General features: G+C 35.3%; 21 protein-coding genes. 5 read left to right on the forward strand and 16 right to left on the reverse strand.

What is annotated here, in order from left to right; all coding sequences use genetic code 11:
* Positions 1-185: 185 nt before the first annotated feature.
* The 10 genes from FNW52_RS07830 to hisS form a co-directional block, all read right to left on the reverse strand.
* A complete protein-coding gene (locus FNW52_RS07830) occupies positions 186-1,592 on the reverse strand; it encodes an alkaline phosphatase family protein (protein ID WP_143376899.1) in 1,407 nt (468 codons plus the stop codon).
* Positions 1,565-2,839 carry a metabolite traffic protein EboE gene (eboE, locus tag FNW52_RS07835; RefSeq protein ID WP_185965936.1) on the reverse strand — a complete coding sequence of 425 codons (1,275 nt, stop codon included), beginning with the start codon at positions 2,837-2,839 and terminating at the stop codon, positions 1,565-1,567. Before eboE ends, FNW52_RS07830 begins: the two co-directional genes overlap by 28 nt.
* Positions 2,833-4,005: a 3-dehydroquinate synthase gene (locus tag FNW52_RS07840; protein ID WP_143376900.1), complete on the reverse strand. Its 1,173-nt coding sequence runs from the start codon at positions 4,003-4,005 to the stop codon at positions 2,833-2,835. Before FNW52_RS07840 ends, eboE begins: the two co-directional genes overlap by 7 nt.
* Before the next feature lie 47 nt (positions 4,006-4,052).
* Positions 4,053-4,949 (reverse strand): UbiA-like protein EboC, encoded by an 897-nt coding sequence (gene eboC / locus FNW52_RS07845; RefSeq protein ID WP_143376901.1) that lies wholly within the window; start codon positions 4,947-4,949, stop codon positions 4,053-4,055.
* A complete protein-coding gene (locus FNW52_RS07850) occupies positions 4,950-5,858 on the reverse strand; it encodes a TatD family hydrolase (RefSeq protein ID WP_143376902.1) in 909 nt (302 codons plus the stop codon).
* Positions 5,859-5,861: 3 nt separating this feature from the next.
* Positions 5,862-6,725 (reverse strand): EboA domain-containing protein, encoded by an 864-nt coding sequence (locus FNW52_RS07855; protein WP_143376903.1) that lies wholly within the window; start codon positions 6,723-6,725, stop codon positions 5,862-5,864.
* Positions 6,726-6,896: 171 nt separating this feature from the next.
* On the reverse strand, positions 6,897-7,328 hold the full coding sequence (locus FNW52_RS07860) for a VOC family protein (protein ID WP_143376904.1): 432 nt from the start codon (positions 7,326-7,328) through the stop codon (positions 6,897-6,899).
* Between the two features lie 191 nt (positions 7,329-7,519).
* Positions 7,520-8,569, reverse strand: a complete 1,050-nt coding sequence (locus tag FNW52_RS07865; protein ID WP_143376905.1) for a ferritin-like protein — start codon at positions 8,567-8,569, stop codon at positions 7,520-7,522.
* 11 nt (positions 8,570-8,580) lie between these two features.
* Positions 8,581-10,515, reverse strand: coding sequence for a hypothetical protein (locus FNW52_RS07870; RefSeq protein ID WP_143376906.1), 1,935 nt, complete (start codon positions 10,513-10,515; stop codon positions 8,581-8,583).
* Positions 10,516-10,755: 240 nt separating this feature from the next.
* Positions 10,756-12,126: a histidine--tRNA ligase gene (hisS, locus tag FNW52_RS07875; protein ID WP_143376907.1), complete on the reverse strand. Its 1,371-nt coding sequence runs from the start codon at positions 12,124-12,126 to the stop codon at positions 10,756-10,758.
* Between the two features lie 333 nt (positions 12,127-12,459).
* Here hisS and FNW52_RS07880 point away from each other — a divergent pair, with 333 nt between their 5' ends.
* Positions 12,460-13,704, forward strand: coding sequence for an ABC transporter permease (locus FNW52_RS07880; RefSeq protein WP_185965937.1), 1,245 nt, complete (start codon positions 12,460-12,462; stop codon positions 13,702-13,704).
* A 326-nt stretch (positions 13,705-14,030) separates the two neighbouring features.
* On the opposite strand, the gene FNW52_RS07885 is transcribed toward FNW52_RS07880, so the two are convergent.
* From FNW52_RS07885 to FNW52_RS07905, 5 genes are all read right to left on the reverse strand, one after another.
* Entirely contained in the window at positions 14,031-14,486 is a 456-nt protein-coding gene (locus FNW52_RS07885; RefSeq protein ID WP_143376908.1) for a tetratricopeptide repeat protein, read from the reverse strand.
* Positions 14,483-15,073 (reverse strand): superoxide dismutase, encoded by a 591-nt coding sequence (locus FNW52_RS07890; RefSeq protein ID WP_143376909.1) that lies wholly within the window; start codon positions 15,071-15,073, stop codon positions 14,483-14,485. Before FNW52_RS07890 ends, FNW52_RS07885 begins: the two co-directional genes overlap by 4 nt.
* 501 nt (positions 15,074-15,574) lie before the next feature.
* Positions 15,575-16,033, reverse strand: coding sequence for a GNAT family N-acetyltransferase (locus FNW52_RS07895; RefSeq protein WP_143376910.1), 459 nt, complete (start codon positions 16,031-16,033; stop codon positions 15,575-15,577).
* Positions 16,034-16,079: 46 nt separating this feature from the next.
* Positions 16,080-16,967, reverse strand: a complete 888-nt coding sequence (prmC, locus tag FNW52_RS07900; RefSeq protein WP_143376911.1) for a peptide chain release factor N(5)-glutamine methyltransferase — start codon at positions 16,965-16,967, stop codon at positions 16,080-16,082.
* A 100-nt stretch (positions 16,968-17,067) separates the two neighbouring features.
* Positions 17,068-17,553, reverse strand: a complete 486-nt coding sequence (locus tag FNW52_RS07905) for a GNAT family N-acetyltransferase (protein ID WP_143376912.1) — start codon at positions 17,551-17,553, stop codon at positions 17,068-17,070.
* Positions 17,554-18,097: 544 nt separating this feature from the next.
* Here FNW52_RS07905 and ribD point away from each other — a divergent pair.
* The 3 genes from ribD (at position 18,098) to FNW52_RS07920 (ending at position 20,524) form a co-directional block, all read left to right on the forward strand.
* Entirely contained in the window at positions 18,098-19,141 is a 1,044-nt protein-coding gene (gene ribD, locus FNW52_RS07910; protein ID WP_143376913.1) for a bifunctional diaminohydroxyphosphoribosylaminopyrimidine deaminase/5-amino-6-(5-phosphoribosylamino)uracil reductase RibD, read from the forward strand.
* Positions 19,134-19,739: an HAD family phosphatase gene (locus FNW52_RS07915; protein WP_143376914.1), complete on the forward strand. Its 606-nt coding sequence runs from the start codon at positions 19,134-19,136 to the stop codon at positions 19,737-19,739. The genes ribD and FNW52_RS07915 overlap by 8 nt, the downstream gene beginning before the upstream one ends.
* A gap of 155 nt (positions 19,740-19,894) precedes the next feature.
* Positions 19,895-20,524: a YigZ family protein gene (locus FNW52_RS07920; RefSeq protein WP_143376915.1), complete on the forward strand. Its 630-nt coding sequence runs from the start codon at positions 19,895-19,897 to the stop codon at positions 20,522-20,524.
* A gap of 30 nt (positions 20,525-20,554) precedes the next feature.
* Here the strand turns inward: FNW52_RS07920 and FNW52_RS07925 are convergent, their stop codons facing one another.
* Positions 20,555-20,959: a thioesterase family protein gene (locus FNW52_RS07925; RefSeq protein ID WP_116762312.1), complete on the reverse strand. Its 405-nt coding sequence runs from the start codon at positions 20,957-20,959 to the stop codon at positions 20,555-20,557.
* Between the two features lie 184 nt (positions 20,960-21,143).
* Between FNW52_RS07925 and dnaA the strand changes: the two genes are divergently transcribed.
* Entirely contained in the window at positions 21,144-22,571 is a 1,428-nt protein-coding gene (gene dnaA / locus FNW52_RS07930; protein WP_116762314.1) for a chromosomal replication initiator protein DnaA, read from the forward strand.
* Positions 22,572-22,577 lie beyond the last annotated feature (6 nt).

The following is a 22,577-nucleotide window of genomic DNA, read 5'->3' on the forward strand; positions in this document are numbered from 1 at the left end:
GGGCACTGAAAAAGTATCTCTTTTTAATAATTAGACATTTTAAGGCGATTAAGGAAAATTCGAATTTTGCTTAAGCACTTCATTTTCACGATAAAAAAGAGTAGAAAATCTTATTTTTCTACTCTTTTAATGAAATCTAATTCTTTAAAGACTTTTTCAGTACCCTCCAAATAGCAACTCTCTTTTTAGAGCCAGTTCTCCTTTAACCGACTTTTCTTTTTGTGATTTTTAAAAACAGTATTCAATATATGTTGGCATACGGAGCTGCTTTCTATTTTATCTGCTACAGCTACTTTACTCATAAATATGGGTTTATCTCCATCACTTTTCGGAATACATCCATGAGAGCCATTGACCAGTGAGGCATCTAATGGAATAACATTCATAAGTGTACGGAATCCTAATTTTTTTCTAATTAATTTAAAAATAATTCGCGGCAAAATGAATTTCTTTTTAGGATCTAAAAATAGTTCTACAGGGTCATAACCAGTTTTTTTATGAATTTCTACCGTGCGAGCAAAATCAGGCGCTTTGCTGTCATCCAACCAATAATAATAGGTAAACCAACTATCTTGTTCTGCCACAAGGATAAGATCCCCTGAACGTTCGTGATTGAGACGGTATTCTTTTTTTCCTTCATCATCCAATACCTTTGCTACTCCAGGTATTTTTTCGAGTACTTTTTTGAGTTCGAGAAGGTCGTTTTTGTCTTTTACATATAGATGAGCTATTTGATGATCTGCTAGTGCAAAGGCTTTGCACTCGCCAGTATCTAATAATTCTAACCCACGTTCTTCTCTGATTTGTAAATAGCCTTGGGTACGCAGGAACCTATTGATATGTATCGGGTTAGTTACCTTAGTAATACCATATTCAGATAAAACAATGGGTTGCACTCCTTTGCTTTCAAAAAATTCAATTAAATCTTTACAGACTTCATCGATAGCTTTTACTGCTGCAACAATTTTTGGTGAATCAGGCTCAAATTTTTGACAGCAATAATCTAAATGTGGCAAATAAATTAAGGTAAGCGTGGGATTGTGCCATTTATAAACCAGTTTTGATGCTTCGGCGATCCATTGACTAGAGCGGATGGTGGTTTTAGGCCCCCAAAAATCAAAGAGTGGAAACACACCCAGTTTATCTTGTAAGCGATTCCGCAAATCGGCTGGTTTTGAATAAGAGTCTGGCTTTTTTTGTCCATCAGCCCAATATTGTGGACGAGGAGTAACCGTAAAATCGGCATCCGAATACATATTATACCACCAAAATAAATTGGCGCAGGTAAAATTTGGATCAATATTTTTTGCCAAATCCCATATTCTTGGAGATTGTATGAGTTGGTTTGACTGTTTCCACATTTTTACTTCGGCATCTGCTCTATCATACCAACCGTTACCTACAATGCCGTGTTCAGATGGCCACTTGCCTGTTAAATAAGTAGTTTGAGCAGAACAAGTAAGCGCTGGAAGTACGGGCTCTATAATACTTAAATGTCCATTTTTTTTCAGCCATTGGTGCAAAAATAAATCTGGATTTTGGAGTAAAGTAGTTGTGAGTCCTACTACATTAATAACGGCTGTTTGTTGCATTGTTTTGGTGTTTTTATGCTCTTTAAAGTATTTATTTCATTGGCGATCGTATTTATAACCCATTCTAATTCTCTTTCGATAGATTCGGTTAAATCAGTTTGCAAATGCGACGGCAAAACCTGCCATGTATAGGTTTCTATTTCTAAATGTTGGGTAAACTCATTTTTACACCAACTTTTCAAAATACTAATAATATCATTTTGGGTGGACTGTAATAATTGGTAATCTTCAATAAATATTGGAACATGAAAATGTGTGCGAAGCTCCATAAAATCAACACGATTCATAGCGTCTATTCCTTTTTCTAAATCATTAAATTTAAGTAACTCCCCCCCAATAGTTTTTATTACTGCTTGATGCAAATAAGTAGGCTCGTCAAAAACACGTAAGCATTGTTGTAATTCGGCAATCGAGCTAGTATCAGAAACCATGCATTTAAGTGCTGCACTAATTTGTAATTTTCCGATTTTAAGTCCGTGGTCATCCATTTTTTGCAAAACATCTTCACTTTTTTCAAAACCAACCGCAAAATGACAAACGTCATAACAAAGTTGTATATGGGTACGCATGTACTCTTGTGCCTGCAAATAACTACACGCAAGATTAGAAGCCAGCAAAGAAGCACCCTCTTGGAGCAAATACTCTTCAAAAAAAGCAATATATTCGTCGCTATTCTCAATCACTCCATCGGGTTCTGGCTCAATATTTAAATGCATTTTTTTACCCCTAGACTCATACGTTTTCACCAACTGCGTAACCACCTCTACGAGCTGTTTTGTTGCCGCCTGTTTGACTTGAATTACCTCATCGGCTGTTGTGTGCCAATGTTTATACGAAAGCGGAGAGGTTGAAATACCACCTTCTATGCCAGATGGCAAAAGTTCGCATAAGATTGTAAAAAGCAACTGGGTATAATTTAACCTCTCGATGCTCGTCCAGTCAGGCAAATGGACTTTATCCTTTACCCCTTCATTATGAAAATTTCCATACGGAAACCCATTTATAGTAAATACATACATTTCATTTTGCAGTAACCAAACTTTAAACATCAAGAGATTACCATCAAGTAATAATTCGGTGGCAGCTTGGTACGAAAGACGTAAGCCAATACCAAAAGACTCATAAGGAGATACCTTTTTTTTGATAGGAACACAATAGGAAACGATACTTTTAAAAACAGCTTCCCATGATTCGCCTGCGTGAATGTTTGTACAATAACTCAAATGACCGTTTTGACTAATTAACATAGTACAGTATTTGAATAATGAAACGAAGTAAGATATCCAATTGAATCGGCTATTTGAGTGTTGTTGAGTGAATGTACTTCTTCCCCTTTGCCAATCTCACTTAACAACATGATGGTAAGTTGTCCACCCAAATGTTCTCTAAATTCATCTAGCCCTTTTAAAACTTCTTCTAAATGTGTTGTAAGAATTGGGTGAGTAATAGAAAAGCCCAATGCTATAAAACAGTTCAAGATTCGATTTAAACTATGTTCATCAATTTTTTGTACTAAAAAAGAGTACGTAACATCTAGCGCTATACCAATTGCCACTGCCTCTCCATGAGTAATTTCATAGTTAGTGAGTTGCTCTAATTTATGTGCAGCCCAATGTCCAAAATCTAGCGGACGAGATGAACCTTTCTCGAAAGGATCCCCCTCTTTAGAAATATGATGGGTATGCAAGGCCGCACAACGAATAATTAACTCTTCCATAGCCAGAGTATCTCTATTGTTGAGTACTTGAGTGTTATTTTCTATCCAATCAAAAAAGGCTGCCTCTTTAATAAGCGCTACTTTTATGGCTTCAGAAATACCTGACCTCCAATTGCGTTGACTCAGTGTTTTTAGGAAATCAGAATCGTTGAGTACAGCATAGGGAGGAGCAAATGTCCCTAGGAAATTTTTTTTTCCAAAATAATTCATACTATTTTTTACCCCAACACCCGAATCATTTTGAGATAAAACCGTAGTAGGTATCCGAATTAGGCGTACCCCTCGATGAGCTATAGCTGCAGCATAACCCACAGCATCAAGCACTGCTCCTCCACCAATGGCTATAAGAAACGAATGCCTGTCTATTTTGTTGTTGTTGATTAATTGTAAAACGGATTCGATAGCAGCAGGATTATTTTTAACAACTTCACCTCCTTCTACTACAAGAAAACTAGTTTCGGTAAGCAGAAATTGATGGTATTTAAAATAGTCGATAATCTTTGCAACCAACTGGTTTGCAGTTTCAACAACTCCTTTATCAATTACAATTGCTATTTTGGGTTGCTGAAAAAAAGATTCTTTTTTTATTACATCAATAAGTGATGAATTGCTAACATCAAATATTGAACGACTAAAAATGATGTCATAATTAAATGAGACTTGAAAATTTTGTTGAAGTATGTGTTGGTGTTTCATTTTTTTTGTGAGGTGTAAGTAAATGTTTCAAAATAAACCTTTACTAATCAAGTGACGGCAAATTTTTTGGACAATAAAATAGATAATGGTAATAAAGCGAGAACGGGCAAGGCATAAAACAATCCTGCCGAGCCTGCCACATAACTTGCATTAAGCGGAATTAGCGACAATACTCCTGTTTTCACAGCCTTTTGAATGTATAAAGGCTGGTTATAGATAAAAGCTTTGTATTTCGCAAAAAAATTAATGCCATACCAAAAAAGCATAAAGGGTAATAAAACCCAAAATCTAAACCCAATTAGGTCTCCTATGTAAAAAAACAAGGCTACTACAATGGCATCTAAAACCAAAGCAACAAGTATGGCAGATTTGTTATTGCCGAACGCTTCTTTTTTGGCAGTAAGCGTGATGGCTGCAATAAAAATAATAGGGATAATACCAATGTACCAATAATTAGAAACAGCATCATTGCTAATACTCATTCCTAAAAGCAAATTACCTCCCCGACATAGTCCCATGTTTATTGGGCCAACAACAGGATAATGTTTGCTTATTTTGTCATAACTAAGTGCCAACAGACTAATAATAAGTGCCAAAATCCCACTAAGTAGGGATACTACAAAAGCAGTTCCAACACCCATTAACAACATCATGCATCCTAGCAAAAGGGCTTCTTTTTTACTAACTAAACCACGAGGGAGTATTCTTTCTGGACGGTTTAAAGTGTCCGATTCCAGATCAAAAATATCATTAAACACAATTCCTCCACCATATAAACCAATGGTGGAGAGTATGAGTAATACTAAATCAAGTATAAAATCAGTACTTAAATTATTGAAAATTAAGATTCCTGATAGGGCAACACCCGCAATAATATCTGACACCGCAGTAACGACATTAGCGGGTCGTAATAAAGTAAGTAAATAAAATAGTTTTGGAGGCATTTAGTTTTCGATAATAATATTAGGATACACAATTTCTTGAGCTTCTTGTCCTCTGAGGATACTGCTTCCTTCAAACAGTGAATCTTGTGTTATTGTCATCTCATTTTTCCAATCCGCTTCGTTTATTTGCCCGCTTTGAGAGTAAGCGGTTAATGCATTTTTATAACATGTCAAATGAACATCTTCTTTAGCTATGCCCCTTTCGAGCATTAAAGCTGCCGTTTTAGGGACAGATAAAGGATCGCTAACGCCCCAATCGGCAGAACTATCTACAATGATGCGTTCCGATCCGTATTGTTTTACTACTTCAACCATTCGCTCATTCCCCATTTTGGTATTAGGATAAATCGTAAAAGCTGCCCAGTATCCTCTATCCAAAACGTGTTTAGCTGTTTCTTCGTTGTTGTGGTCTATCACTACCATGTGAGGAGCAATCCCGTGTTCTTCTAACACATCCATACTTCTAATGGTTCCATTTTTTTTATCTCTGTGAGGTGTATGAACCATCACCGGTAATTTTAATTTCAATGCCAGTTCGATCTGCAATCTAAAATACTTATCTTCTGCAGGAGTCTGATCATCGTACCCAATTTCACCAATAGCAACAACTCCTTCTTTTGCGGCAAACAGAGGCAATAACTCCATTACCTTTTCTGCCAAAGCTTCATTGTTTGCTTCTTTTGAATTTAAACCTATCGTACAGTAATGCTTAATCCCGAATTGTGATGCTCTAAACCTTTCCCAACCCACTAGGGTACTGAAATAGTCTTTGAAAGAGGAGGCTTCTGTTCGGGCTTGTCCTAGCCAAAAAGCAGGCTCAATAACAGCCAGTATTCCTGCGGCACGCATGGCTTGATAATCGTCAGTGGTTCTAGAAACCATGTGAATGTGTGGATCTATATAATACATAAACTAAAAATTTAATTGTGAATAATGTTGTTCTCCTATTTCCTTCCATGAAGCTTCACTATTTAGTATTGCTTCCTTCTGAATTTTATTTTGATCATAAAATAAACTCTCTTTTAAGGCTTTTGCAGCTGCTTGTTTTGTTAAAGTATCTCCTGAATGTATGACACTTAATAAATCAGCTGCTATTTCTTGATTTACAAAGCCAACGACTAATCTCCAAATTTCGGGAGATACTAATCTTCCAGCTGACCAACGTTCGTGAATATAATCGTGTATTGTTAAGGCTAATTTTTCGTTTTTACGCAAATCTAAATCGATAATTTGGTAAAGTGGACGCCCCATAAAAACCGCTTTTAGAACCAACTGATTCCAAGCATCAGTTGGCAAATATTTTGCAGCAAAAGGGTTTGCTACTGCAATAGCATCAAAAACAGCCACCATATTGGTTCTAATTCCTTCTTGAACTAAAGAAACAAAATCCTTAGCATTCTCTAAAAAAAACAATCCTTTATACAAACAGACAAGCTCTTTTATATCTGCCATTTCAGCTAATCTTTTTAATACTTCTGTGTTTTGATGCATCGGAATATAAACCATTAACAAACTGCGACACAGTTGTTGCATATCCCAACTACTCTTAAAAAAACTAGGATATAATTGTTCGAGTGCTATTTTTTCTTGTATTGTCAACTCTGGAGTAGTTGACGTAATGCATCTAGAAATCAATCCAAAAGCTTGAAAAAACAGTGCGTCATTTTCAAACGTGATAACACTTTCGAACCAATTTAATTCAGAACTAGAAAGTTTACTCTGAATTATCGCATGTAATATTTCCTTTGAATTTGTTTTAATTGATGTTTCTAACATTTTTTTGAATTTAGAATTAAACACACAACAAACTACAAGTATTTAGACTGTTTAATAGGAGTGTATTACACAATATAAATACTTGTAGTTTGTCTAGTATATTAGAATCATAGGCCTCTTTATAATGCTCATTATTTGCATTCGCCTTTTCGAGTATCTATACCAACTGTTCTACATATCCTGTCTAATGACTAAAGAATTGTTGTCTGGATCTCTAAAAAAGAAAAACCGATCTGTGTATCCTTGATCAGAAGTATTCGAAATAATGATCTCACCCTCTATTTCATCAATTACTACTTTCTCCTTTTTGAAATAATCCAAGGTTGCTTCGATATCATCCACAATAAAAGTAGGTGCTGTTCCAGTTTGAGGCAATGGATCAAAAGGTGCATCAATGTCTTTGTATAACCCCAGCATAAATCCAATTTTACTTTTTGAATCCAAATACAATTGTATAAAAGACTCCATTCCGTAATTTCCACCCGAATTCAGTGTGTATTTGTCATCCGTTTTAAATCCAAGAATTTCTTCATAGAATTTCTTGGATTTGAGTACATCACTCACCGATAATTTAACAACAATTCCCTTTGACTTGAATTTCATATGTAGATAATATTGTTTTTGTTGGAATATGGTATCGCCAGATCTTCATTGGTATTTGCGACAGCTTCTATCATGGCGATTTCATATTGTTTTTAACTGTTTTATTTTTCCGAAAAATATTTAAATTTTGGTTGTCAGGAAACTATTTTCATTTTACAGGAAGAAAATTTCTTAATGACAGTTTCTATAAATTATTCCCCAGCTATATATTCAAAACTAGGCCCAGCCACATAACCTGGGTTATTTGGATCTGGAATGGCCAGTAGTTTAAGCGCATACAATCTTAAAGAAAACATTATTCCCATTGCCGCATTAATTTGATTAGGTTCCCCATTAAAAGTTAGATGTAAACTATTTAGTAACGAAGTGTAGTTGTAATTAAAAAACTTGCTATTAATGTAAGCCTGCGAATCCTTAGGATAATCATTCATCTTAGGATTTGGCCACATATTAGGAACTAATTCCGGATAAAAAGGAATCAGGGGTTCACCATACACATATCCACCAGAAGGATCTTTTTGTATCGTTTTACCTTTATAAATTTCCTCAAAACGATAATAGTGCGCCAGTTCTGTAGTATCGGCATCATCAATAGGAGTAACAAATGGATCGGTTGTTGTCCCTTCGCCTTGATCAATAATAATATCTATACCTCTTAAAGCAGTTTCTTCGTCTATAATGGGAAACAATAATGAGGATGGGTAAAATTTTTCAAAAGTCATCTGATTTTTTGGATTTCCAGTAAATATTGTTTTACCAATGGCTTGTGCATCGGCTTCAAGCGAACTGATCATATCCTTTATATTGGCATAAAATTCTCCAATGGTCAACACATCAGGACTTACCATGAGATTTTTAATCTCAATTGGATTTTCTGGCTCTTCTATAGTCATAAAAACATCATATACAAGCTCCAAAGAGAATTTTTGCAATGGTACTTTTAATCCATATTCTACACCTCCGGGTAACACTCCTGGATAGGTTGGAATAAAACCAGGTTTGTTCAACACTGGATTTCCTTCAATGGCGTTCAAAATATTGCAGGCAATAGATAAGTGAAGCATTTCTTCTCCAACTACTGAACCTATTAGATTCGATATTTGATCATTTCCCGTATTAAAAAGGGTGAAATTTGCCGTTAAATAAGGTGGAATTGTTGCATGTTCTAATTCAATTGCTGTTTGTAGCGCATTTTTAAGATCTGCAAGAGTTTCTATTTTTATTGTATTAAGTAATATCATAATTAAAATTTTTAGATGCTTTTATTTGCTATATTTTCTTCTACAATTTCCTCTTGTTGGTCAATAATATCTTGTAGGTAGTTCAAAATAACGGTTCTTTTATAGGCTGACAGGTCTCTAGTCGCTGGCATATAATTGGGATCATAAGGGTCTTTACCAAAGACCAATTTTAATATTTGAGCGTTATCTTTAAACACCTTCTTGTCAGCTAGATTAAAAATTCCTTTTGACATTAGTGGATACAAATTGGCATATTGCTTCATGATGGGCTTGATGAAGTTTTCCCAATCAGGTTCAATTTCCGAAAGTGTTTTAGGTCCATTAAAAACTAGAACACTTAAAGAATTAGATGGATTTATGTTATTTGGAAAATTTGTTATTTGACTATCTAAGCAATAATTAACACTATAATATTGCCCATCCATAAACTGTGACGGATCATAATTAGTTAACTGATATTCCGTTTGATCGCTATTTAATGCATAATATTGAAATTCGCGCACAAACCCTGGGTCATTATAGGGTATCGTAATTGAAACAAAACCATTGTCATCTGTTGTAGCGGTAGTAGTAGGGCTACTTTGGTCAGATGAAATATCCAATGCAGTTGTCGGAGAGCCATTAATTGGACTTGGAGCTAAATTTGAGAATGAATATGGGGGTAACAACAGAATTTGATCAGGAGTAGTGGGTGGATTTGGAATACTCGGAGGATAACCATTGTCGTTAATACCTGTTTGAAATAACGCAATTGTTGCATTTGGCAAAGGTTGTCCTAATGAGGTTGCATAAAAATTAACAACAAATGGTTCAGGCATCTCTTGGTCTGGATTAAGTCTGAATACAAACTTATCCGCACATACATACTCGGAACATTCATTATAAACAAAAGTAATAGTATCCGTTGGTAAAGTAAATACATCAATAGTTGCACTTGAGCTTTGTGTTATACCTAGAGGATATTGACTCACAAGACTCAATTGTTCGTCATTGAGTGTAAAAGTACAAATCCCAGATGTCCCCATATACCAATTAAGATCCGAATACTTTATTTTTCCAATAGCTACATAACTTGGCGAAGTAGGGCTACTCGTATTGATAACCAGATGCAGATCTCTGGTTTCATTTACCAAACCTCCTGTTTTAAATTGTAAAGCATTTCCAAAATCAAGTACTACTTGTTTCAATTTTTCATCAACCAATGCTGTGGCATAATTACAATTTGTAACATTCCCTGATGGAAATAATTGTCTACCCAAAACAAAATGCTTAGGTTCATTTGCTAAAGCCGGCCCTATTGAACCTGCAATTCTACCTAATGTAAATTGAGGTGAGGTATTATTGCCATTATATCTGTCTAGAGTAAACTGTATTGACAACTGGTCAGAACTGGTGGTTTTTAATTCATTTAAATATCGTGAATTCGATATTCCAAAGTTCCAATTAATATTCTTTATAATTGACTGGTATGTAGCCGCCGCAGCCGAATCACGAGTCTTATCTATCGATCTCGAGAACCAGATATTACTGAATGCCGCTACCTCATATTCTCCTTTCAGAAGTGTATTTCCTTCATTACTTACTATCCTTACGATGAGTCCCCAAAGTTCGGATACCATTTGTTGTTGACTATCTAAGTCCACAATTTTGGCCGCTGTGCGACTATCGGTATCCATTATTGACATCCCTATAATTGGATCTAATAGCGGATTGTCTGTACTTGTTCCATCCAGATAGGTCACACTAGTTATTTTACAACCAATAAATCGCCAGTTACCCGTACCATCTGGATTCCACCAACCGTTTGGCGCATCTGCTGTCTGGTAATTTTGATATTCTGATTGAAATGTGTCGTTGTTAAAATGTGTAGGATCATTATTTACAGTCGATGGATCGGCTTGGAACTGTCCTGAAAAAGTAAGTCGTGGAGTGTTTAAATATGACATAGTTCTATTTTTGGTTTATAATTAGTTCAATAGTTATCGTATAAAACTGATGTACAGAATTCGAATTGTTTTCGATACTTGTATAAACCAAATCTAATTTTTTTAATAGTTGAAAAAGCAAGTATAAATACCTGTTTTTATCAAAAAAACTTTAAAAATATCTCCGCTTTTATTCCTTACTTTAATTAATAGTGAATTGGTAAACTAAAAAAGGCCATCCATTACAGATAGCCTTTTTGTTTATTTTAAAATTTCCTTTAATTCCTCGAGTCCCACTTTTCTTTGTTCTCCAGAAACCAAATCTTTCAAACTATACTGATTCTCTTTTATTTCTTCCTCTCCTACTATTACCACATAAGGAATAAATCGTTTGTCGGCGTGCTGAAACTGTTTGGCTACTTTGGCATTATCGGGATACAATTCTACTTTTATATCAGCAGCACGCAATTCCTTGATGGCTTTCATTGAATAGAACGCTTCTTTTTCGCCGTAGTTGATGAACAACGCTTTTGAGGTAGACGTTACCGTTTCTGGGAACAACCCTAACTCTTCTATAACCAAACAGATTCGGTCGAGTCCAAAAGAGATGCCTACTCCGCTCATATTTTTTAGTCCAAAAATTCCAGTAAGATCATCGTAGCGTCCACCGCCTCCAATGGAACCCATTGCAACTGTTTTGGGAGCAGCCACTTCAAAAATAGCTCCTGTATAATAATTCAATCCTCTGGCTAATGTCACATCTAAATCTAAACTTGCCGTTGACAATCCTAAATTGATAACATTATCGCAAATAAAACGAAGTTCTTCAACTCCTTTCATTCCTTCGGCTGACGAAGACAATAAAACCGAAAGCTTTTCGATTTTCTCCGAGATCGTTCCTGTGAAATTGAATAAAGGCTGTACTTTTATGATTGCTTCTTCAGAAATTCCTTTTTCGATCATTTCTTTCTTTACTCCGTCCTCGCCTATTTTGTCGAGTTTGTCTAACGCTACCGTAAAGTCAATCAACTTATCGGATGCGCCAATGACTTCGGCAATTCCAGAAAGTATTTTTCTATTGTTGATTTTGATGGTTACGCCTTCTAGACCCAAAGCGGTAAAAACGGAATCATACAATTGCACCAACTCTACTTCTTGCCACAGAGATTTTGAACCTACCACATCGGCATCACATTGAAAAAATTCTCTGAAACGCCCTTTCTGCGGACGATCGGCACGCCAAACGGGTTGGATTTGGTATCTTTTAAAAGGGAATTCAATTTCGTTTTGGTGTTGTACTACGTAACGTGCAAAGGGAACGGTCAAATCATAACGAAGCGCTTTTTCCGAAATACTCGAAGTTAGTTTGGTACTGTCTTTAGCCTCTAAATGAGCAGCATTGGCTTTTGACAAAAAATCCCCCGAATTCAATATCTTAAAAATCAATCGGTCTCCTTCTTCTCCGTATTTTCCCATTAGGGTTTCGGAGTTTTCGAATGAAGGAGTTTCTATAGGTTGGAATCCAAATTTTTCGAAATTGCTTTTTATAATTTGGATAATGTATTGTCTTTTTGCCACCTCAGCTGGTGAAAAATCTCTGGTTCCTTTTGGAATACTCGGTTTTGATGCCATTTTTTTAATTTAGAATTTTAGATTTTAGATTTTAGATTTTAGATTTTAGATTCAAGCAAAGAGTATTGAATCCAAAATCATCCTTTTAAATCATCCTGCAAATATCTTACTTTTAAAATAATTCCGTTTGATAAATTTGTGATTTAATTTTAAAGCTCTTTAATACCGAAATGCCCTAGCCCAGATAGAAGCGGTATCCTTTTCTAGTCCCGTTTTTTCTAACGGGACTAGAAAAGATACAAGCGGATAGCTGGAAATAGCTCCTAAAAAACATTTAGAGGAATTTCTGAAACCATAATTGTAACAAAATTTGTATTTTCGAGTCAAACCATCATGATGCTAAAACTATTTAAAGAAAATATCCGAATTGCGATTGGTTCGATCCGAACTCAACTGTTGCGAACGATACTAACCGTAATGATTATCGCTATTGGCATAACGGCTTTGGTTGGAATTCTAACCGTTGTATCTGCGCTAGAAAATACATTGTCGTCTGATTTTGCTTCTATGGGATCCAATACTTTCAATATCAATCAATACGAAAACAACTCTCGACGACGTGGCGGAGGCGAACGCGAAATCATAAATCCTATTATTTCCTATCCCGAGGCGGTGGCTTTTAAGAACAAATACAGTTACCCGCTGACCGAAACATCGCTATCCTTTACCGCAACCACGACTGCCGAAGTAAAATATGAAGCCACCAAAACCGATCCCGAAATAAGCGTCTTGGGGGTCGATGAGCATTTTTTGACCAATTCGGGACTCGAAACCAATTCGGGCAGAAACTTTACCAATTTTGACATCTCCAACAATACCTATACTTGCGTTGTAGGTTCCGATTTTGAAAAAGGAATCCTAAAAGACGTAAACCCCATTGGCAAAACGATTTCGATACGAGGTGCCAAATTCAAAGTCATTGGAGTCCTAAAAGAAAAAGGATCCACCTTTGGGAACAGCCAAGATTTAAGGGTTTTGATTCCCATACAAGTCGCCCGTTCCCTCTTTACAGCCCCCAACATCAACTACACCATGAGTGTTATGGTTGACAAAAAAGAGCTGCTCGACCAAGCCATCGACAACGCCAATAGTACCATGCGCAGAGTCCGAAAATTAAGTCCAATAAAAGACAATAATTTCGCCATAGTGCGAAGTGATGATTTGATCAATAAAATCCTAAGCATTACCAAATACCTCGGATTTGCATCATGGCTCATCGGGATTATTACCATCTTAGGCTCGTCTATCGCCTTGATGAACATCATGATTGTTTCGGTTACGGAACGCACCCGAGAAATTGGAGTCCGAAAAGCTTTGGGAGCCAAGAAAACAACCATTGCCTTTCAGTTTTTCATAGAAACATTACTTATTGGGCAATTAGGCGGTTTGGTCGGAATAATTTTCGGAATCTTAATTGGCTATGGCATATCAACCGCAATCGATTTTGTATTCGTCATTCCGTGGGGAGCGATTATGGCGGCATTTGTAACCAGTTTTATCGTAGCGCTAGTTTCTGGTTTGTATCCCGCCATAAAATCGGCAAATCTGGATCCTATTGAGGCGTTGCGATATGAATAGTTTTCAGTCTCAATTTTTAGTTTTTACCTTCAGACTTTTGCCTGTCGCCCTTTGCCTTTTGCCCTTCGCCTTTTGAAAAAAAACTGCTTCTAAGAACAATCTGGGCGTGACCGCATTAAGGAAAGGGGCAACTAGCACGTATGCTACGTTAGCCCCTTTTCTTAATGTGGTCGGGCTATCCACGTTACAAGGTAACTAGCTCCTATCCCTCACGCAAACCCCGTAAAACGAGAAATTTAGTGTATACAATATCTTTTCTTGAAAATAAAATTCAGGGAAAAGTCGGGAGTTTTGCTTCTAAAAAAAGTAATTGCCATAACCCAAAACTAAATGAATTCAGAGTCAACAATTTTTTTGATTTGATTGAGTAAAACATCATTTTTAGTTTCTTTTCCTATTTGCTTTAGAAAAGCGCTATAGGACAAAAATACATTTCTAAAAGCGGAATCAATATTCTTGGTATTCTCCTTGCTTTTTCCTTTTGAATACAGTGTCGAAAGCAAGAAACAAACCGTTCGGGTGTACATATTCTTCGCACTTTTATAATCTTTTAATTCCAAATAAGTATTCGATAAATTGGTGTACGAAATAACCATTATTTGCACCGAAGGAATGAACTTCAGGTTCTGAGAACCATTGCTGTTTAACACTTCGGCTCTCGCCAAAGCTTCTAAATACCCCAACAAGGCGAGATCATAAATTCCGTCATTAAAATATTGATTGGCTATCGTTGTTTTGACTTTCCAGGCCAACTCAACATGTTTTACACAGGCATCACTCATTTTTTTAGATTTAGATTAGCAAAATCCCAATTTACAATTTCCCAAAAACCATCGATAAACTTGGGTCGTGCGTTTCTATGGTCTATATAATAAGCATGCTCCCAAACATCAAGGGTTAACAAAGGTTTTTTATTATAGAGTAATGGTGTATTGGCATCTTTTAAGGCAAGTATTTCCAGTTTTCCGTCTAAGTCTTGCACAAGCCAAGTCCAACCAGAACCAAATAATTTTGTTGCTTTTTCAGAAAATTCACTTTTAAAATTCTCATAACCCCCAAAATCTCTCGTCAGTAAATCATCTATTAAACCAACCGATTTTCCGCCACTATTGGGACACAAACATTTCCAATAAAAATCATGGTTAAAGTGCTGTGCAGCATTATTAAACAAAGCCGTTTGATTTTCTTTGGCACTCCAGTCGATAATTTCTTCTATCGATTTCATTTCCAATTCCGTATCCTTTATCAGATTATTTAAATTGGTAATATAAGTCAAATGGTGTTTTCCGTGGTGATAGTCAAAACCTTCTTCTGTAATTATTGGTGCTAGTTCATTTTTTGCATAAGGCAATTCTGGAAGTTGATACATAGTCGTTATTTTTAAAATTTAGATTTACAAAAATATAAATTTAGTTTAGACTAAAAAATATTTTAGACGTGTTTTTTTATTATAGCCTATGTGCTAAGCAAAAGCTAACCGACTATGGTATAATGTAATTAAGTTAACAAATAAGTAAATTATGTTTATACCTAAACAGGTTAAAAAAAAACCTGTTAGGAAACGCTATCCAAACAGTTTTTTTTAACCTGTTAGCTATCAACTATTAACTTGATAATATTTGGACTATGACACACACGCTGACTACACAAAACAAATTCACAATCAAACTGATAAAGTAACAATCTAATTATTTTGTCGTTTTCATAATTCTAGAAATAATCTTTAATTCACATAAATCTTTATAAAAAAAGTTGGGAGACTCTTATTTATGTTTAACGTTTTTAAGAAACATAAAAAAAGCGCAAAAGTCGGAAGACATTGCGCAGCGTAAGTAAACCTATTAATAAGACAAGACGGTCTTTAACCAACTCATAAATTTATTTTATAAAATACATCGTCAACAGGATTATTAACAAAATCAGTCGGCAATGCATTTTTACTTATTTTTTGAAATCCATTTTTTTCATAAAATTTATGAGCTGCTTTAAATTGATCCATTGTTCCGAGATAAATATAATTTATGTTTTCATCCTTACACCAATCAAATGCTTTTTGCATCAGCAAACTAGACACACCAAATTCTCTTCCACGAAAAGTTTTCTTTACAAACATTCTTTTCAAAACGGCATTTCTATTTTTTATTTTTAGAATACCAATAGTTCCAATTACTTCATCGCCTTTGAGTGCGACCCAGTATTCATCAATTAATTTGGCTGTTATTGCTGCGCTTTGGTTAGAAATAGGAATGTCAAATTCATTGGCAATTTCACTTAACATTTTGTCGATATCATTTTGATTATCGTTACTATATACTTTTATTTCAATCATTTGTCTCAAGGTTTCTTGGTTATATGTTTGCAGCTAACTATCTGAATTATTTATTAAGGAATCTGCCTTCTCCCCTCATCATCCTATCATTCCCATAAATATCTTTCCGTAATTCGATATCCATAAAATCCATCCCTTCCAATAAATCAACCATTTCCCTCCCTAAATATTGGTTGATTTCAAAATACAATTGTCCTGAATTGGATAGGTTCTTCTGAGCCAACTCCCCAATTTTTCTATAAAAAATCAAGGCATCATGATCCTCCACAAAAAGAGCCAAATGAGGTTCATGCTCCAAGACATTTTTCTTTATTTCCTCTTTTTCTAGATTCCGAACATAGGGCGGATTCGAAACAATAATATCAAACTCTTGTTCTAACCCTTCGACTGTGCTCAGGGAGACCACTTCAAGAATATTTTGCGCTATAAACGTAACATTTACTTCATTGAGAATCGCATTTTTTTTGGCAGTAGCCAAAGCTTTTTCAGAGACATCAATCGCAAAAACCTTAGCATTCGGAAGATTTTTTGCCAACGAAATGGCAATGCACCCGCTTCCTGTCCCAATATCTAGAATTTTTATATTTTGCCTTTTGCCTTTTGTCTTTTGCCTTTCTAAAATCCAATCTACTAATTCTTCTGTTTCGGGTCTCGGAATCAGAACATTTTCATTCACTTCAAAATCCAATCCATAAAAACTCGTTTTCCCCAACAAATACTGAATCGGAATCTCCATTTTTAATTGTTCCAAAATCGCGTTCCAAACCTTGATTGCTGATGCCGAAAAAACCAAATCAGGTTGCAAAGCCAAATCGATTCTTTTTAATTGTTGCTTTTCTTCTAATATCAAATAGAAAAAACTCTCCGCTTCACCTGCATCATACATCGAAGTAAGTTCTTGAATAAATTGAGTTCTGTATTCTTTTATTTTCATGTTTTTTTCCAAATAGGAATATTTTTTATTTTTTCAGCTTTCAGTCATAAATCTGAAATCAATCCCGATAGCTATCGGGACGTTAATCAAAAATCTAAAATCATAATTCTTTCAGCATCCAAACCGGACAACTTGTATGCCCTGTACTTCCCATTGGAGAACAAATATTTTCGAAACCTACTTTCCTATACAACTTTTGGGCATCGAGCATAAAAGGCATGGTTTCCAGATAACATTTTTCGAAACCAAAATCACGGGCACTTTGCAAACATCGCTCCATCATCTGGCTACCTATTCCCTGTCCGCGGGTTTCTGGCAGAAAATACATTTTTTGCAATTCGCAATACATTTCGGCTTCGTTTGCCAGTGGCGCCACTCCTGCCCCACCAATAATACGCCCCTCTTTTTCGACTACAAAATAAGCAGATCTTGGTTTATTGTATTCCTCAAACATCAAATCAAGATACGGGTCTTCATAAGCCGTTCCTACTTTCGGAATGTTCAATTCATCAAAAACGGATCGTATTAATTGAGCAACCGATTGATTGTCTTCTTTCTGTATTTTTCTAATTATCCAATTATCCATGACGTACACTATTATTAATTCTAACCGCAAAAATAGAGATTGTAAATGGTAAAACATCCAAAGCAAAGCATTCACTTAAAAAAAACTACTTCTTAATCTATAAAGAAACTTATGCTTCAATATTTTTACTTTTAAATCTGCCAAATCTGCGTAAAAAAATTGGCACGCAGATTCCGCAGATTTTCGCAGATTTAAAATTCTAGTATACTGACACAACTATTTATTACTTAATCCTATAATAAACAGCAATTTTAACTTACATTCCTTTTAAACCGATATTAAAAAAACACTCCCGACCCCCGATCCCGACGCTTCGAGCGTATAGATCGTGATGAAAAGGTTTACCATATAAGAAATATAAGAACAGATAAGTTATTGCTTTTTCATCCAGCTTAAATGACCTTATATTTCTTATATAGTTAAAATTAAATGCTGTTTCTTTTAGAATACAGCCCTATTGAATTAAAAGCGAATAAGCTACATCCTAAGTTTAAAACTAGCCCTTAAGCTTCGGAGCTAATTCCAAAATTACTACTTTTGCAAAGTGAAGATACATGAAAAATACATGAGCCGTTGCATAGCCTTAGCCAAAAACGGACTAGGAACCACCTACCCCAATCCCATGGTTGGGAGCGTCATTGTTTATGATGGAAAAATCATAGGCGAAGGGTGGCATAAAAAAGCAGGAGAACCCCATGCCGAGGTCAATGCCGTAAATTCGGTACAAGATAAATCATTGCTAAAAAAAGCGACTATTTATGTGAGCTTGGAACCGTGTAGCCATTTTGGAAAAACACCGCCTTGCTGCGATTTGATTATAAAAAATAAAATTCCAAATGTAGTTATAGGCACCGTAGATCCCAACATCAAAGTGGCGGGAAACGGAATCAAAAAACTAATCGAAGCAGGGATTCATGTTACTATTGGTGTACTTGAAGACGAATGCAACGAACTCAACAAACGTTTTTTTACTTTTCATCAAAAGAAGAGACCTTATATTATATTAAAATGGGCCGAAAGCCAAGATGCATTTATTGCCCCTCTTGAAAAATCTGAAAAAAAACCAGTTTGGATTACCAATGCCTATTCCAGACAATTGGTTCATAAATGGAGAACCGAGGAACAAGCCATTCTGGTGGGAACGCGAACTGTTATTGATGACAACCCAAAACTGAATGCGAGAGATTGGCACGGTAACAACCCCGTCCGATTAGTATTGGATCAAAACAATCGCATTCCAGAAGAAAACGCTGTTTTTGACAATCAAATTAAAACTATTGTATTTACCAAGTCAACAAATGCAGTCAACAAAGAAAACACTATCTTTGAAGTAATTGATTTTAAACAAAATGTAGCGACCCAAATCGTAGAAGTCTTATTCCAACATCAAATTCAATCGGTTATTATTGAAGGTGGCCTTCAAACGTTGCAGACCTTTATCGATGCCAATCTTTGGGATGAAGCTCGACTATTTATTGGGAAATTGACATTTGGCAATGGAACAAAAGCCCCACAAATCTCAAAATCAATCTACGAAAAAAACGCAATCAGCGATGATGAACTTATAATAGCTAGAAACCATGATTAATACTATTATTTTTGACTTTGGAGATGTATTCATCAACTTAGACAAGCAAGCCTCTATGGATGGCTTAAAAGATCTCGGCATATCCCATTGGAATGAAGACTTAGACCAACTGAACTTACACTATGAAGTAGGAGCTATTTCTGGAGAAGAGTTTTTGTCTGGAATTCAAAAACATACTTCCAATGCATCCATCGAAGACATTTCGAAAGCTTGGAATGCCATACTGCTTGACTTCCCACTGTACCGATTAGAATTCCTTCAAATGCTTTCCAAAAAATACCGATTGTTTTTATTAAGCAATACCGATGCTATTCACATTGAAACTTTCGAACAAAAATTCGGAATTTCTTTTTACAGTGCTTTCTACCAATGTTTTGAAAAAATTTATTTTTCTTATGAAATTGGAATGAGAAAACCCAATGCCGAAACGTACAACTATGTACTCGATCAAAACGGACTACAAGCCAAACAAACCTTATTTATAGATGATAAAAAAGAAAATACTGATGCAGCATCAGAGCTCGGCTTTCAAGTATGGAATCTACAGGTTGGAAAAGAAGACGTGGTTGATTTGTTTGATAAAAAAATTATTCAATAACAATATCAATGGCAAAATTCAATTTCAATATCAATGGCAATGAAAAAATAAAAAAAATAAAACTCACTAGCCTCCTAGTATTTAAATTTTAAATTGATTTTTAATTTCAAATTGATTTTTGCCATTGAAATTGATATTGCCATTGATTTTAGCCATTGAACATGAAAGACACCTACAATACCATTGCACTTCCCTCTGAAGAAACCCTTTTCAAAGAAAAAAACAGCAAATTCTTCGGTTATGCTTTTCCAATTGAGTTGGAGGATGAAGTAAAACCCATTATCGAAACCTTAAAAAAGCAACACCCCAACGCTGGTCATCACTGTTATGCCTATCAAATAGGCACTGAAACCATTCAATACAGAGCCAATGATGACGGAGAGCCAAGCAATACCGCAGGCACCCCTATTTATGGCCAAATACAATCTTTTGGACTTACCAACGTTCTTGTAGTGGTGGTTCGAATTTTTGGTGGCGTAAAACTGGGAGTGGGCGGATTAATTTCGGCGTACAAAACATCAGCACAAATTACCTTGGAATCTTCTGAAATCATCGAAAAAACAATTGATATTCATTTTCAAATTTCGTTTGACTATAAAAACATGAACAAAGTCATGCGCGTGATCAAAGAAAAAAAATTAGATATTGTATCCCAAGAAATGGAAATAAATGAAGATACCAATTTACCCATTGGCAAAATTGTAATAAAAACCAGAAAAAAAAATGCCGAAATGGTATTCGACATTTTTAAATCTTTGTTTGAAATTGACATAATAAAACTATAAATTCTCATTAAAAAGAACTCCTTTTGATTATTATTCAAAAGTTTTTAGTAGTTCCAAAATGTAATCAGGAGGAGCCGTTGGTCTACCCGTTTTTAAGGACACAAAAACCAACATAAATTGGGCAGTTGTTAATAACTCCTTTGCTTCATTGTAAATCGCACAATCAAATTCAATCTTCACAGACGTCTGACTTTTAAAAACCGTGTGTACCGTCAACAGCTCATCATACACTGCCGATTTTTTATAATTGATATTCATATTCACAATAGGTAATGCGATACCACTTTCTTCCATCTTTTTATATGAAATCCCTTTGTTTCTAAGCCATTCAACCCTTCCTATCTCAAAATAGGGTATGTAATTTCCATGATAAACAACCCCCATTTGGTCTGTTTCTGAATAACGAACACGAACTTGAATTTGATGATCTTTCATTAATTATGTATTAAAAATTTAAAATTAAAAAAGCGCCTTACAACAATATTTCTAAAAATTATAACCTAAATTATTTTTTTTTACAGATAATTGTTCACATATTTGTTATCCCGAAAAAAGAATATTATTTACATTCTTTTAATAAGAGAATAAGTACCCTAATAAGAAATAATTTAACTAGAATATGAACAAAACTGCACAATCAGTATGGGAAAACTGTCTGTCCTTCATAAAGGACAACATTCAGGATCAGGCTTACAAAACTTGGTTCGAGCCTATCAAATCAGTTGAACTTACCGATAATGCATTATACATTCAAGTACCTAGTAAATTTTTCTACGAGTGGCTAGAAGAACACTATGTAAAATTACTAAAAGTGGCCCTAACCAAAGAACTTGGCAAAAACGCAAAGTTACTTTATAAAATCAAAATGGAAAACACTTATGGCAATAAACAACCGTTTACGGAACAATTGCCAAGTGCCAATAGAGCTCCAATGAAAGCCCAAGAGGTAGATGCTCCTTTTAAAAACCTAAACCCTGAGTTAAAAAACCCTTTTATCATTCCTGGGATTCGTAATTTGAAAATCGAATCACAATTGAATGCGAACTATAGTTTTGATAATTTTCTTGAAGGAGATTCTAATAGATTAGCCCGTTCTGCTGGTATGGCTGTTGCCAACAAACCAGGAGGTACGTCTTTTAATCCGTTATTGATTTTCGGAGGTGTTGGATTGGGGAAAACACACTTAGCTCACGCTATAGGTGTTGAAATCAAAGATAAATATCCTGAAAAAACCGTTTTATATATTTCGGCCGAAATTTTCACTCAACAATATATTGACTCGGTTAAGAAAAATAATAGAAATGATTTTATTCATTTCTACCAGTTAATCGATGTTTTAATCATTGACGACGTTCAATTCCTATCTGGAAAATCAGGAACGCAAGATGTGTTTTTCCACATCTTCAATTACTTGCACCAAAACGGCAAACAGGTAATCCTAACTTCAGACAAGGCTCCAGTTGACATGCAAGATATTGAACAACGTTTATTGTCTCGTTTCAAATGGGGATTATCTGCCGAGTTGCACCAACCCGATTATGAAACTAGAATTTCTATCTTAAAAAACATTCTATATCGTGATGGAGTTGAAATTCCAAACGAAATCATAGAATATGTAGCGCGCAACATCAAATCGAATGTTCGTGAGCTTGAAGGCGCCATTATTTCTTTGATCGCACAATCTTCTTTCAACAAAAAAGAAGTGACTATCGAACTTGCCAAAAGTGTCGTAGAGAAATTTGTGAAAAATGTAAAAAGAGAAATCTCTATCGATTACATCCAAAAAATTGTTTCCGATTATTTCCAATTGGATTTAGAGACGTTACAATCCAAAACAAGAAAAAGACACGTTGTACAGGCTAGACAACTGGCTATGTTTTTTGCCAAAAAATTCACTAAAGCCTCATTGGCCAATATTGGTTCACAAATAGGCGATCGCGATCACGCAACCGTTTTACACGCCTGTAAAACAGTAGACAACTTAGTAGCTACCGACAAACAATTCAAAAAGTATGTTGAGGATATTAATTCAAAATTAACGCTATAAACGCAG

This window comes from Flavobacterium sp. ZT3R18, from assembly GCF_007097385.1.
Classification (GTDB): domain Bacteria; phylum Bacteroidota; class Bacteroidia; order Flavobacteriales; family Flavobacteriaceae; genus Flavobacterium.

What these genes read in the sequence shown, in the direction of transcription:
- FNW52_RS07870 (WP_143376906.1), bottom strand. Translation starts at nt 10,515, where the DNA reads ATGTCATATTTAAACACTCCACGACTTACTTTTTCAGGACAGTTCCAA.
- prmC (WP_143376911.1), bottom strand. Translation starts at nt 16,967, where the DNA reads ATGAAAATAAAAGAATACAGAACTCAATTTATTCAAGAACTTACTTCG.
- FNW52_RS07880 (WP_185965937.1), top strand. Translation starts at nt 12,460, where the DNA reads ATGATGCTAAAACTATTTAAAGAAAATATCCGAATTGCGATTGGTTCG.
- FNW52_RS07850 (WP_143376902.1), bottom strand. Translation starts at nt 5,858, where the DNA reads ATGTATTATATAGATCCACACATTCACATGGTTTCTAGAACCACTGAC.
- FNW52_RS07865 (WP_143376905.1), bottom strand. Translation starts at nt 8,569, where the DNA reads ATGATATTACTTAATACAATAAAAATAGAAACTCTTGCAGATCTTAAA.
- FNW52_RS07840 (WP_143376900.1), bottom strand. Translation starts at nt 4,005, where the DNA reads ATGAAACACCAACACATACTTCAACAAAATTTTCAAGTCTCATTTAAT.
- FNW52_RS07855 (WP_143376903.1), bottom strand. Translation starts at nt 6,725, where the DNA reads ATGTTAGAAACATCAATTAAAACAAATTCAAAGGAAATATTACATGCG.
- eboC (WP_143376901.1), bottom strand. Translation starts at nt 4,949, where the DNA reads ATGCCTCCAAAACTATTTTATTTACTTACTTTATTACGACCCGCTAAT.
- eboE (WP_185965936.1), bottom strand. Translation starts at nt 2,839, where the DNA reads ATGTTAATTAGTCAAAACGGTCATTTGAGTTATTGTACAAACATTCAC.
- FNW52_RS07860 (WP_143376904.1), bottom strand. Translation starts at nt 7,328, where the DNA reads ATGAAATTCAAGTCAAAGGGAATTGTTGTTAAATTATCGGTGAGTGAT.
- FNW52_RS07830 (WP_143376899.1), bottom strand. Translation starts at nt 1,592, where the DNA reads ATGCAACAAACAGCCGTTATTAATGTAGTAGGACTCACAACTACTTTA.
- FNW52_RS07885 (WP_143376908.1), bottom strand. Translation starts at nt 14,486, where the DNA reads ATGAGTGATGCCTGTGTAAAACATGTTGAGTTGGCCTGGAAAGTCAAA.
- dnaA (WP_116762314.1), top strand. Translation starts at nt 21,144, where the DNA reads ATGAACAAAACTGCACAATCAGTATGGGAAAACTGTCTGTCCTTCATA.
- FNW52_RS07890 (WP_143376909.1), bottom strand. Translation starts at nt 15,073, where the DNA reads ATGTATCAACTTCCAGAATTGCCTTATGCAAAAAATGAACTAGCACCA.
- FNW52_RS07925 (WP_116762312.1), bottom strand. Translation starts at nt 20,959, where the DNA reads ATGAAAGATCATCAAATTCAAGTTCGTGTTCGTTATTCAGAAACAGAC.
- FNW52_RS07905 (WP_143376912.1), bottom strand. Translation starts at nt 17,553, where the DNA reads ATGGATAATTGGATAATTAGAAAAATACAGAAAGAAGACAATCAATCG.
- FNW52_RS07915 (WP_143376914.1), top strand. Translation starts at nt 19,134, where the DNA reads ATGATTAATACTATTATTTTTGACTTTGGAGATGTATTCATCAACTTA.
- FNW52_RS07895 (WP_143376910.1), bottom strand. Translation starts at nt 16,033, where the DNA reads ATGATTGAAATAAAAGTATATAGTAACGATAATCAAAATGATATCGAC.
- hisS (WP_143376907.1), bottom strand. Translation starts at nt 12,126, where the DNA reads ATGGCATCAAAACCGAGTATTCCAAAAGGAACCAGAGATTTTTCACCA.